Below are 13,309 nucleotides of genomic sequence, written 5' to 3'. Positions count from 1 at the left end.
TAATGCATTGCCTATTTAAAGGGAATTAAATACCGTATTCGGTGATGTCGAGACATAAAAAAACCCGGACAAAGTCCGGGTTTCGATTTGGTGCGGAAAGCGGGACTTGAACCCGCACGAGCTATGCTCACCACCCCCTCAAGATGGCGTGTCTACCAATTCCACCACTTCCGCGAAAACTGTTTTAGTTTGGAACGTCTGAGTTCGTATCATCGTCTGATGCTGGTACATCAGAAGCGGGCACGTCAGTATCGTTCGCTGGCAACGTTTGTACTTCAGCTGGAACGTCTAGGTTTTCCCATTCGTCAGTGGCCTTTTCATGGTTAGCAGACATGCCACCTAGCCACAAACTAATAACGAAAAACAACGTTGCAAGGATCGCTGTAGCTTTGGTCATAAAATTACCAGAACCGCTTGACCCAAATACAGTATTAGAACCACCGCTACCAAAAGATGCGCCCATATCTGCGCCTTTACCTTGCTGAATCAGTACAAAACCGATTAAAAGCAAAGCAACAACCAGATACACGACAAGTAGCACTTCGTACAAATACATAGTTACCTCAATTAACCTGCCAATTTTTACGTTGGCGTAAATTCTTCCATTTTTAGGCTATAGCTTTATTGCCACTATCGCCTGTCTTTCCTGTGTAAACCGTGTGCTGCGTTTTTTGCTGTCACAATCGCACTGTGAAAACTAATGAATACCAAATGCGATGCTTGAATATTTTTCTGCAATATTTACACAAGCTAAATCTTAAACGCTCTCTGCGTGATTGACTTTTTACTTAAAATCACCGCCAATCTCAGTTGGGTATCAAGCCCGCTATGACAATTATCAAGGTGCTAATTCGCACTCTCAAGCGTTTACTGCTCTTTCGAAGCGGGCGTGATATTAACGATTCCGATTGCAATATACAAGTAGAAAAATCAATTTCCTAGCCTACACGGTTTAATTGGTGACTTTGCGTACAACCTCGGCGATATTTTCTGCCCACTGGTTAGAAACTGACTCATCATCAGACTCTACCATTACACGGATAAGTGGCTCTGTACCACTCTTACGCAGTAATACGCGCCCCTTTTTCCCCATCGCTGCTTCGGCCGCTTTTACCGCTTCTTGTACATCTGTATGAGTAAGCGGGTCTTTGCTGCTTGCTTCAAAACGCACATTAATGAGAGTTTGCGGATATTTTTCGAAACCCGCCGCCAAGTCGTGGAGTGTCATACCTGCGCGCAACATGGCAGCAATCACCTGCAACCCAGCAATAATACCATCACCCGTTGTGCTCATTGCCAAATTAAGCACATGGCCAGAGTTCTCTCCACCAATGGCCCAGCCCTTCTGTTGAAGAAGTTCCATCACATACCTGTCGCCTACTTTGCTGCGCGTAAAGGGTACCGCTAATTTAGACAAGGCCACTTCTAAACCGAGGTTACTCATGAGTGTGCCCACGACACCACCCTGTAAACGCCCGCATTTCAATTCGTTTCTTGCGATGATGTAAATCAGCTGGTCGCCATCAATCACATTACCCAGATGGTCGACCATCATGATCCGGTCGCCATCGCCATCTAACGCAAAACCCAAATCTGCTTTGGTTTCGATAACCTTGTTAATGGTCGCCTGTATCGCGGTCGCTCCAACACCATCGTTAATATTCAGCCCATCTGGGTCAGTACCAATTTCAATAACTTTGGCCCCCAGTTCTGATAGCACATTGGGTGCGATGTTGTACGTTGCTCCATGTGCACAATCAACCACAACTTTTAAGCCAGTGAGGGAGAGGTCCGATGGAAAAGTGCCCTTACAAAATTCAATATAGCGACCGGAAGCATCGTTAACCCGACTCGCTTTACCTAACTGATCAGAAGCCACACAAACCATAGGCTCATCCATCATGGCTTCAATGGCCAATTCAATACTGTCATCCAATTTGTAACCATCAGATGAAAAGAACTTAATGCCATTGTCGTAATACGGGTTGTGTGACGCACTTATCACGATACCCGCTTCAGCCCTGAATGTTTTAGTTAAATACGCAATGGCAGGTGTAGGCATAGGCCCGAGCAAACTAATGTGGATCCCTGCTGCTGACAAACCCGCTTCTAGTGCCGATTCGAGCATATACCCTGAAATTCGCGTATCTTTGCCAATTAATACCTTGTTGGTACCTTGGCCCGCCAACACTTTACCTGCGGCCCAACCCAACTTGGTCACAAACTCAGGATTAATGACGCTTTCGCCGACCTTACCTCGAATACCGTCGGTACCAAAATATTTGCGTTTTCCCATTACAAAAGGGTCCCTTACTTATTTTATTTAACTATATTGTATTGCAATACGGAGCAGAAGAAATAATAAATTCAACCTAAATAACCTGTTAGGTGCGAGTTTGTCGTTACGACACTTGCTTCAACATATTGACTATTCGCACCGCGTCCATCGTTTCTTCCACATCGTGTACCCTGATAACATGTGCGCCTTTTTGAGCCGCTATTGTTGCTACAGCAATACTCCCAGCTAGGCGACGGTCAACACTTCGGTTCAACAAATTGCCAATCATAGATTTACGTGACATGCCTACCAAAACAGGAAAGCCAAGCGCCATGCAAGACTCTAAATTCGCTAGCAATTCGTAATTATGAGTGACCGATTTTCCAAAGCCAAAGCCAGGATCAAGCATGATTGCATTTTTTGCGATTCCAGCGTCAACGCAAGCTTGTACGCGATTGAGTAAAAACGCGTTCACATCGTCAACTACGTTTCGGTAACTCGGGTCCATTTGCATCGTTCGAGGTTGCCCTTGCATATGCATTAGACAGACAGGTACCTGTAATTGAGCGGCAATGGCTAACGCACCAGGTTCTTGTAAAGCCCTTACGTCATTGATCAAATCTGCGCCAGCATTCACAGCGTGTTCCATAACTTTTGCTTTACTGGTATCAATGGAAATATACACATCGCTGTTAGCGCGGATCTTTTCAATAATGGGGACCACGCGCGCGAGTTCATCTTCTTCAGAGACTTCAGGGGCACCTGGGCGTGTCGATTCGCCGCCAATATCGATAAACTCTGCGCCAGCTTCAACCATTTTCATCGCTTCGGCATATGCTTTGTCTAACGTGTTGTGTTTGCCGCCGTCAGAGAAAGAATCAGGGGTTACATTCAAAATTCCCATCACTGCGGGAGAAGAAAAAACGACGTCTTGGTTTCTAATTAACATATTACGCTCACTGTTAAATACTGCGTTGTAACATGAAGATGATTTTACATTTGTTCCAACGCGAAAATGACGGATAAGACAACGAAAAAAGCGCCAGTGGTATGCTGGCGCTTTTATTTTAAACAAGGGTAATTAACTTGGCAGGTCGCCTGGTTTACCCACCGAGGGTTTATCTACACCATCGTTGGTAATTTCACCTTCGGTTACCGGTGTGCCGCCACTGGGCTTATCACCGTCTTTAGGTTTGCGATCGTCCCAATCAGAAGGTGGGCGCACATCTACACGAGCCATTAAATCGTCGATTTGCTTCGCATCGATAGTTTCGTACTTCATCAACGCGTCTTTCATTGCGTGCAGAATGTCGATGTTATCTTCGAGGATTTTTTGCGCTCGGTCGTAGTTGTTGTCGATCAACGTTTTAATCTCAGCATCGATGGCACGTGCTGTGTCATCAGACATATGAGACGCTTTAGACATGCTACGGCCCAAGAACACTTCGCCTTCTTCTTCCGCGTAAAGCATTGGACCCATTTTGCTCGACAAGCCCCATTGAGTCACCATCTTACGTGCAATGTCTGTAGCTCGCTCGATATCGTTCGATGCACCGGTAGTCACTTCATCGTCACCATAGATGATTGCTTCTGCAATACGGCCACCAAACAAGCTAGAAATCATACTTTCTAGGTGCTTTTTAGTATGGCTAACGCGATCTTGCTCTGGCAAATACATAGTCACACCCAATGCGCGACCACGTGGAATAATTGATACCTTATAGACAGGGTCATGCTCTGGCACCAAACGGCCAACAATTGCGTGCCCTGCTTCGTGGTATGCAGTCATTTCTTTCTCGTGCTCAGACATCACCATAGTCTTGCGCTCAGCGCCCATCATGATTTTATCTTTCGCTTTGTCAAACTCTTCCATGCCCACTAAGCGCTTGTTCGCACGTGCAGCAAACAATGCCGCTTCGTTAACAAGGTTCGCCAAGTCTGCACCAGAGAAGCCTGGCGTGCCACGCGCTATTACTGAAGGCTCAACATTATCACCCACTGGCACTTTGCGAATGTGCACTTTAAGAATTTGTTCACGACCACGAATATCTGGCAGACCCACGACTACTTGACGATCGAAACGGCCAGGACGCAACAACGCTGGGTCTAACACGTCTGGGCGGTTAGTAGCAGCAATCACGATAATGCCTTCATGACCTTCAAAACCGTCCATTTCGACTAGCATTTGGTTCAGAGTTTGTTCGCGCTCGTCGTGTCCACCACCTAAGCCTGCACCACGTTGGCGACCTACAGCATCGATTTCGTCGATAAAGATGATACATGGCGCTGATTTTTTCGCTTGTTCGAACATATCGCGAACACGTGATGCACCCACACCAACAAACATTTCAACAAAATCAGAACCCGAAATCGTAAAGAATGGTACTTTCGCTTCACCCGCTACTGCTTTCGCTAGCAAGGTTTTACCTGTACCAGGAGGACCAACCATTAATACGCCTTTAGGGATCTTACCGCCTAATTTCTGGAATTTTGATGGGTCGCGTAAGAAGTCTACCAACTCGGTAACGTCTTCTTTTGCTTCATCACAACCTGCGACATCCGCGAACGTGGTCTTAATCTGGTCTTCGCCAAGTAGGCGTGCTTTGCTCTTGCCGAATGACATCGCTCCGCGGCCACCGCCACCTTGCATTTGACGCATGAAGAATATCCATACCGCAATAAGTAGCAACATTGGGAACCAAGAAATGAAGATCGATGTAAGAATAGATGGTTCTTCTGGCGGCTCGCCGACCACGCGTACATCACTGTTTAATAAGTCTTTCATAAGACCGTCATCGTACATAGGAATGTAAGTGACGAACTGGTCGCCGTTACGTCGTGTACCAGTGATTTTGCGAGAACCGCTGTCAATGCGAGCTTCGCGTACATTGCCCTGGTTCACTTCTTTGATGAATGTATCGTAGGACGTTTGCGTTCGGCTTGAATCGCTAGGCGAAAAGCTCTGGAACACAGACATCAAAACTACGGCGATAACTAACCACAAGATTAAATTTTTTGCCATGTCGCTCAATGCTACTAACCTCTGTAAAAACCCAAATGGGTGATAACTGCACCCACGCTTAATCAGTGTATGGGGGCGCTATCCCAATTTGCAACGAAATTCGTTACTTAGAGAGTACTATACTTTGTATCCGCTAGCCACCATATCCCCCTCAGTAAAATGGGAATACGGTGAATGGTGCACACCCTTTATACGACCCAATAATATAAGTTGGATGTTTCTTTTTTTGTCATTCACTAATAATGTCATTAGGATTGTAGACTCAATGGCGTTAGAATACGTCATTTCAAGATGTATCTGATTATTTAATTGTAAGAAAAACTAACTAAATGAAGCTATCTACAAAACAAAAGCAGTTTCTGAAGGGCCTAGCCCATCCTCTAAAACCCGTTGTACAACTAGGTGCAAATGGCTTAACTGAAGGGGTGGTTGCAGAAATTGACAACGCATTGTCGCATCACGAACTGATTAAAGTAAAAGTGCCCAGTGATGACAGAGAAGAAAAAGCTTTGATCATGGATGCCATCATCCGTGAAACCAAAGCAGAAAAATTGCAAGTGATTGGGCACACACTGATCCTCTTCCGCCAAAGCGAAGAGCGTAAAATTCAGTTGCCAAAATAATCTGACAAATCTAACGGGTGACACCCGCTTTAGATCTGGGCTGGGTTACACTGCAAATGATAACAACAAAAAGGAATCATTATGCAGTTAACCCACTCTACCGCCATCGTCACCGGTGGCTGTTCAGGTTTAGGCCTGGCGACTGCGACACATCTACGTTCGTTGGGCTTTCGCGTTGCGCTTTTTGATATCAATCGAGAAGCAGGCGAACAACACGTTGCCAACCTTGGCTCTGCCGACACCCTCTTTTGCCATGTTAATGTATGTGATGAAGACTCTGTTAAAAAGGGCATTCAACACACAGTCGAACACTTCGGCGATATTTACGCTTGCATTAACTGTGCAGGGGTAGTGGCAGTTGACCGCACTCTGGACAAAGAAGGCAAGGCCGCGCCACTCGCTAACTTCCAACGCACTGTCGATATAAACTTAGTTGGTACGTTCAACGTTGCTCGCTTAGCCGCTGAGCAAATAGCCTCACAACAACCAATTGATGACGACAACCAACGCGGAGTTATCATCAATACCGCATCCATTGCGGGTTATGAAGGCCAAATTGGCCAAACCGCCTATGCAGCAAGTAAAGCGGGAATTATTGGTTTAACCTTGCCGATGGCGAGAGATCTTGCGCCATTAGGTATCCGTGTAAACACTATTGCGCCGGGGGTCATGGGCACCCCGTTATTGTTAGCGATGCCAGAGAAAGTACAGGCAGGTTTGGTGAGTCATGTGCAAAACCCTAAGCGTTTGGGTTTACCCGAAGAATTTGGCAAATTAGCCGCACATATTATTGCTAATACCTACCTAAATGGTGAAACGATTCGTCTCGATGGCGCATTGCGCATGACACCCAAATAAATCGTACAAAACACGGTTGTTTAACGATGACCCCGAACCATTCGGCATAGTCCATTCTGGGGTCATTTCAACGTTGTAGTTCTTGATGAGTCAGTGCACTAGTGTCTTACTCTTCACCACCGTTCACAATCATGGCGATGTTGTACAAACGATTTAACGCATGATAATTAATGGTGTTTTTCGGGTAACGCCCGCGACTGGATAACTGCCCCGCTTCTTGTTGCATAATCAAACTCAGTGCATCATCGACAGTCGCCACAGCATAAATGTGAAACTGCCCTTTTTTCACCGCTTCAACCACTGCTTTATCTAACACTAAATTGGTGACGTTTGATTTGGGGATCACCACCCCTTGTTGCCCTGTTAAGCCGCGGTGCTGACACAAAGCGAAAAACCCTTCGATTTTTTCATTAACGCCACCAACCGATTGCACTTCCCCGTATTGGTTGATTGAACCGGTGATCGCCAACGCCTGATTAGCCGGGATTTCTGTGAGCGCTGATATTAGCGCTACCAATTCCCCCAACGAGGCACTGTCGCCGTCAATGTGGCCGTAAGACTGCTCTAACGCAATATTGGCAGACAAGGTTAAAGGAAAGTGCTGGGCATATTTATGCCCCAAATACCCAGTGAGTAGCATAACGCCTTTTGAATGAATAGGCTGCCCTAGCTCAACTTCGCGTTCAATGTCTACTACCCCATTCGCGCCAGCATACACAGTAGAGGTAATGCGCGCTGGCGTACCGAAAATTGTGTCACCCACTTCCAGCACCGTTAAGCCATTCACATTCCCCACAGCTTTACCGGTGGTGTCGATTAACACTTGCCCTTCTTTTATATCGTCGAGCAAGGCTTGGCTTACACGCCCAGTTCGCCGCTTTTTAGCCAATAATGCCGCTTCGATATGCGACAGCGCTAATTCTTGGCTTTGTGCTTTCATACAGAAATAATGCGCTTCGTTAAGTAATTCAATTACATCAGCGAAACGAGCAGATATTTGCCCTTGGTGTTCCGCCATACGCAGCGAATACTCAACCAAACGACACATCGCATTACCGGATATCCCCGACAAGCCCAACTCCGCTATTTGACGCCTAACCCGCCCGACAAAATCAAATAAGGTTTGTTTTGTGAGGGGAATCTCGTGGTCGAAATCAACTAACACACGAAATAGTTCATCAAACTCGTTATCGTAATCTTGCAATGTGTAATAAAGCTCTCGAGAGCCCAACAAGATAATTTTAACTTTTAAATCCATACTTTGCGGCATCAGTGTTACCGCATTCACCATACCGATTTCCTGTTGGGGTATTTCCATTTTCAACTTGCCGAATTTCACCGCGAGTTTTAATGCTTCCCATACATAGGGTTGTTCAAGTAAGTGATCAGCGTCGAGCAGCAAATACCCGCCATTGGCTTTGTGCAACGCCCCTGGGCGAATCATGCGGTAGTTGGTATAAACCGCACCTTGAATGTGGGTATATTCAATTTTGCCAAACAGGTTTTGATAAGTCGGGTTAGGCTCATAAATTACTGGCGCGCCATCATCTAACTTGTTACCGATTAACACATTGGGGACAAAGTGACCTTCAAATACGGCTCGACGATCAATTTCGTCAGGTTTGTCGTCTTTGCTTTCCTCAGCGAGCAGTTCAATAATGGTATCGATAATACTCGGGCGCATTTGACGCAAATACTTGAGTACGCCTAAATCATCACTGTACTTGTGTTCTAAATCTTTCAGTAAGGGCCGAATCCCTTGCTCTGCTGTTTCTCGGTTGAGCGATCGCAACTGTTCAGAACTCTCTCGCTTCCACACCGGCAGCGCAATCAAGCTCTCTGACAAGCGATTTTCCAAATCATCTATGAGACTATAAAAATGTTCGCGTTCTTGAGATGAGCACTGAGCAAATTGCGCATCTGTGATAGGTTTGCCGTCAATAATTGGCGAAAAGCTAATAGCTCCACCCTCTTCATGCATGGCGACGCCATTTGCTAGGGCATATCGCTCCAAGGCATCGATTGCATCGTCATATTTCTGCTCAAACGAACGCTCAATAGCGGCTTTTTTTCTCTGGTATCCGGGGTTATCAAACGCGGCTGGAAAGGTGTCGATTAACTCATCAACCAGCTTATTCATATCAGCAGACAACTGTTTGGCACCGCCCGGCGGTAAGCGCAATAAGTTAGGTTCGCGCTCGTCTTCGAAATTATTGATGTAACACCAATCATCTGGGGTAGAAAGCTGCTTCACTTGCCGCTCTATATAGTCTTTAACCAGGGTAAATCTACCCGTGGCATGCTCACCCATTACATATAAGTTGTAGCCTACTGCGTTAATACCCAACCCAAAGGTAAGGGCTTCACGGGCACGTTCTTGGCCGATGAAAGTAGCATGAATGGCTTGTTCGTCTTTCAATGCTTGGTTGATGGCACGACGATTTAAACTTGGTGTTAGCTGGGAAGCCGCTAGCTCTTTCCAGGTTGCAGACATGGTTTGTTATACTCGTTATTTTAAATGACTGTAGGTCTACTTCGGCAGACCGTTTAATCCTACCGCTTTCGCCGTCACTATCACAGTGATTCACGCTATTAATCATCCGATTATTCTCAAAAATACGTTGAAACAGAAACACCGGCGTAAAAACTAACCAATATCAATATTGTAGTGTCATAATCAAAGTACCGTTACCGATTTTAACCGCACAAGGTTAAGAACGAGAATAAAATGAACAACACACTCACGAAACTGAACAACCTATCGCTTTTAACCGCCCTACTAAGTATTTTTATTGGCTTATCTATGCCCGCCTATTGTGAAGTTATCTCCGCATCAAAATCTGGTTTTATAGTAGAAAATACCATTACTACCAGTGCAACAAAGGAAGCAACCTGGCGCGCACTGGTCAACAACGTGAACGATTGGTGGCCCAAAGATCACACGTGGTGGGGCGAAACGAGTACGCTGAGTATCGACCCCACGGCAGGCGGATGTTTTTGCGAATTTAATGATGATAAATCTGCTGAGCATTTACGAGTGACCTTTGTCGACCCCAATCAATCTATGCGCTTAACCGGTGGCTTGGGGCCATTACAAGGGCTAGGCATGTATGGTGCGCTGAGTTTTACGCTCACCCAAGAGCAAGGGGTAACCAGCGTGGCTATGCGCTACCATGTGCAAGCCTATTATGAAGACGACCTGCCAGGGTTAGCGCGTATCGTCGACCAAGTTCAAGCGCTGCAATTAAATGGCTTAAAAAGCTTTTTAACGCCGAAGGATCAAGAATCCGATTAATTCTTCAACAATTGACGTGTTAAATGCGACCAAATCGCCTTATGCTATTGTGACTTAAGCCGCCGCTGGGGTATTCTATGCGGCTTATTGCTGTAATTAGAATTTAACACGCGGAAGCCCGATTTACATGGCCGAAAATCAATACAACCCTCAAGAAATTGAACAGGCTGTTCAACAGCACTGGGAAGAAAATCAGTCATTTAAGGTTAGCGAAGACGCTGACAAAGAAAAGTTTTACTGTTTATCAATGTTCCCTTACCCAAGTGGCCGACTCCACATGGGTCACGTTCGCAACTACACAATCGGTGATGTGATCAGCCGATTCCAACGCATGCAAGGCAAAAATGTCATGCAGCCTATGGGTTGGGATGCTTTCGGTCTTCCTGCAGAAAATGCCGCGATCAACAACAACACGGCTCCCGCTAACTGGACGTATTCCAACATCGATTACATGAAAGGCCAGTTGCGTTCACTCGGTTTTGGTTATGATTGGGACCGCGAAGTCACCACCTGTACGCCGGAATATTACCGTTGGGAGCAATGGTTCTTTACCCGCCTTTATGAAAAAGGTTTGGTATATAAAAAGAATTCAACCGTAAACTGGGACCCAGTTGATCAAACCGTATTAGCCAACGAGCAAGTCATCGACGGGCGCGGTTGGCGTTCAGGCGCATTGGTTGAGCAAAAAGAAATTCCACAGTGGTTTATCAAAATCACCGATTACGCTGAAGAATTGCTTTCTGATCTAGAGCAGCTTGAAGAATGGCCAGAGCAGGTTCGTGCCATGCAAGCGAACTGGATTGGTCGCTCTGAAGGTGCCGAAATCACCTTTAAACTTAGCGATACAGTCGCAGACACCGAAACACTTTCAGTTTATACCACTCGTCCAGACACACTTTACGGTGTGACTTATGTGGCAGTAGCTGCACAACACCCTATTGCTGAAGCAGCCGCTAAAAACAATCCTGAATTAGCCAGCTTTATCGATGAGTGTAAAAACACCAAAGTTGCCGAAGCCGACATGGCAACAATGGAGAAAAAAGGTTTTGCTACAGGCTATACAGTTATTCACCCACTCACGGGCGAAGCCTTGCCTGTGTGGGCTGCTAACTTTGTATTGATGGATTATGGCTCTGGTGCCGTGATGTCAGTACCGGGTCACGACCAACGTGACTGGGAATTTGCAACCAAATATGATTTACCCATCAAGCAAGTTGTTACACCGAGCGATGACGCAGAGTTTGATTTAACCCAAGCTGCACTCACCGAAAAAGGCGAGCTAGTGAACTCTGGGGAGTTTGACGGACTTAATTTTGAAGCCGCATTCGACGCCATTACTGCGAAGCTTGTTGAACTAGGCCAAGGCGAGCGCAAAGTCAATTATCGTCTACGCGATTGGGGTGTAAGCCGCCAACGTTATTGGGGGGCGCCTATCCCTATGTTGAATTTGGAAAACGGCGAGTCTGTGCCCGTCCCTGCTGACGAGTTACCCGTTGTATTGCCAGAAGACGTAGAAATGAACGGCGTAACATCGCCGATTAAGGCAGACCCAGAGTGGGCAAAAACCACTTACAACGGCGAAGCAGCGTTAAGAGAAACCGACACCTTCGATACCTTTATGGAATCGTCTTGGTATTACGCCCGTTACGCTTGTGCGCAAAACGGCGAAGCCATGCTAGACCCAACACAAGCCAACTATTGGTTGCCGGTTGACCAGTACATCGGCGGGATTGAACACGCCATCTTGCACTTGTTGTATTCGCGTTTCTACCACAAACTCCTTCGCGATGAAGGCTTAGTGAGCTCTGACGAGCCGTACAAACGCCTATTGTGTCAAGGAATGGTACTGGCCGATTCTTACTACAGTGAAGATGAAGCTGGCAAGAAAACTTGGTATTCACCTGCTGACGTGAGTGTTGAGCGTGATGAAAAAGGTCGCATTACCAAATCATGGCTAACCTCTGACGGTACACCGGTTGTTCACGGCGGCATGACCAAAATGTCAAAATCGAAGAACAACGGTATCGATCCGCAACAAGTGATTGACCAATATGGTGCCGACACTGTGCGCTTGTTCACCATGTTCGCTGCGCCACCAGAGCAAACACTCGAGTGGGTAGATTCAGGTGTTGAAGGTGCCAACCGTTTCTTACGTCGTATTTGGAAACTAGTACAAGATCACATTGCAGCAGGTGAAGCGACTGCCCTCGATGCAAGTGCGCTGAACAAAGACCAACAAGCGTTGCGTCGTGAAGTGCACAAGACCATCGCTAAAGTCACTGATGACCTAGGCCGCCGTCAAACCTTTAATACTGCGATTGCGGCGATCATGGAGTTGCTAAATCATCTTCAAAAAGCACCTCAGGAGAGCGAATCAGACATTGCACTCATGCGTGAAGCTGTAGAAGCGGTGCTGAAAATGCTTAACCCAATTACACCACACATTAGCTATACGTTGTGGAAAGCATTGGGTCACAGCTCTGAAATTGAAAGTACGCCTTGGCCAGAAGTTGATCAAAAAGCCTTGGTTGAAGATGAAAAGCTCATCATTGTTCAGGTTAATGGCAAAGTACGTGCAAAAATTACTGTTGCCGCTGATGCAAGCAAAGATGCTGTGGAAGAAGCAGCCAAGTCACAACCTAACGTACAACAATTTACTGAAGGTAAAACTATCCGTAAGGTTATTGTCGTACCCGGTAAACTTGTGAACATCGTGGCAAACTAATGAAGCTATTCAAGACGTTACTCGTTCTTGTTACCACACTCAGTGTTGCTGGGTGTGGTTTTCACTTGCGTGGCAGCCAAACGCTGCCACAAGGTGTGGAATACGTGGCGCTGATTGCCGCCAGTGAACATTCAGACCTAGTAAGAGCCGTAGACAAGCGTTTAGACTTATATGAAATTCACGGCGGCTTTGGCTTGCCTGATTCATACAAAAAAACAGCAATTGTCATGCAGCTCGCGCCTGAAAAGCTTGATCGTCGATTACTTTCTGTTTTTTCAACCGGTCAGGTAGCTGAATACCAGTTAGTTTATACCGTAAAATACACGGTCACCTTCCCCGATGGAAAGCATGTGCCCGCCACAATCGAAGTGTTGAGAGAGTATCAAGACGACCCAGATCAAGTGTTGGCTAAATCAAGAGAACTCAATTTGGTTCTTGACGAGATGCGTGTTGAAGCAGCCGACCGAATGATCCGCTTACTCTCTAGTCAAGCTTCAACGCTTTAATC

The 13,309-nt window shown here is 46.2% G+C and carries 10 protein-coding genes and 1 tRNA gene; 5 read left to right on the top strand and 6 right to left on the bottom strand.

Annotated features, from left to right (window positions below; genetic code table 11):
* Positions 1-88 precede the first annotated feature (88 nt).
* The 5 genes from ACXAH6_RS09775 to ftsH all read right to left on the bottom strand — a co-directional run bounded on the left by ACXAH6_RS09775 (position 89) and on the right by ftsH (position 5,309).
* Positions 89-174 (bottom strand) — tRNA-Leu (locus ACXAH6_RS09775).
* A gap of 10 nt (positions 175-184) precedes the next feature.
* Entirely contained in the window at positions 185-556 is a 372-nt protein-coding gene (secG, locus tag ACXAH6_RS09770; protein ID WP_474876479.1) for a preprotein translocase subunit SecG, read from the bottom strand.
* Positions 557-952: 396 nt separating this feature from the next.
* On the bottom strand, positions 953-2,296 hold the full coding sequence (gene glmM, locus ACXAH6_RS09765; RefSeq protein WP_474876478.1) for a phosphoglucosamine mutase: 1,344 nt from the start codon (positions 2,294-2,296) through the stop codon (positions 953-955).
* Positions 2,297-2,402: 106 nt separating this feature from the next.
* Positions 2,403-3,227: a dihydropteroate synthase gene (folP, locus tag ACXAH6_RS09760; RefSeq protein ID WP_474876477.1), complete on the bottom strand. Its 825-nt coding sequence runs from the start codon at positions 3,225-3,227 to the stop codon at positions 2,403-2,405.
* A gap of 132 nt (positions 3,228-3,359) precedes the next feature.
* Entirely contained in the window at positions 3,360-5,309 is a 1,950-nt protein-coding gene (gene ftsH / locus ACXAH6_RS09755; protein ID WP_474876476.1) for an ATP-dependent zinc metalloprotease FtsH, read from the bottom strand.
* Between the two features lie 320 nt (positions 5,310-5,629).
* On the opposite strand from ftsH, the gene yhbY reads away from it, so the two are divergent.
* Positions 5,630-5,923: a ribosome assembly RNA-binding protein YhbY gene (gene yhbY, locus ACXAH6_RS09750; protein ID WP_474876475.1), complete on the top strand. Its 294-nt coding sequence runs from the start codon at positions 5,630-5,632 to the stop codon at positions 5,921-5,923.
* An 81-nt stretch (positions 5,924-6,004) separates the two neighbouring features.
* On the top strand, positions 6,005-6,781 hold the full coding sequence (locus tag ACXAH6_RS09745; RefSeq protein WP_474876474.1) for an SDR family NAD(P)-dependent oxidoreductase: 777 nt from the start codon (positions 6,005-6,007) through the stop codon (positions 6,779-6,781).
* A 106-nt stretch (positions 6,782-6,887) separates the two neighbouring features.
* Here the strand turns inward: ACXAH6_RS09745 and ACXAH6_RS09740 are convergent, their stop codons facing one another.
* Positions 6,888-9,275 (bottom strand): Lon protease family protein, encoded by a 2,388-nt coding sequence (locus ACXAH6_RS09740; RefSeq protein WP_474876473.1) that lies wholly within the window; start codon positions 9,273-9,275, stop codon positions 6,888-6,890.
* Between the two features lie 234 nt (positions 9,276-9,509).
* Between ACXAH6_RS09740 and ACXAH6_RS09735 the strand changes: the two genes are divergently transcribed.
* From ACXAH6_RS09735 to ACXAH6_RS09725, 3 genes are all read left to right on the top strand, one after another.
* Positions 9,510-10,076 carry an SRPBCC domain-containing protein gene (locus ACXAH6_RS09735; RefSeq protein WP_474876472.1) on the top strand — a complete coding sequence of 189 codons (567 nt, stop codon included), beginning with the start codon at positions 9,510-9,512 and terminating at the stop codon, positions 10,074-10,076.
* A gap of 127 nt (positions 10,077-10,203) precedes the next feature.
* Positions 10,204-12,801 carry a leucine--tRNA ligase gene (leuS, locus tag ACXAH6_RS09730; RefSeq protein ID WP_474876471.1) on the top strand — a complete coding sequence of 866 codons (2,598 nt, stop codon included), beginning with the start codon at positions 10,204-10,206 and terminating at the stop codon, positions 12,799-12,801.
* Positions 12,801-13,307 carry an LPS-assembly lipoprotein LptE gene (locus ACXAH6_RS09725; protein WP_474876470.1) on the top strand — a complete coding sequence of 169 codons (507 nt, stop codon included), beginning with the start codon at positions 12,801-12,803 and terminating at the stop codon, positions 13,305-13,307. Before leuS ends, ACXAH6_RS09725 begins: the two co-directional genes overlap by 1 nt.
* Positions 13,308-13,309 lie beyond the last annotated feature (2 nt).

Source organism: Alteromonas sp. ABE4_545, assembly GCF_056161325.1.
Note: the sequence above shows the minus strand (reverse complement) of the source record. Positions and strands in the feature narration are given on the sequence as shown.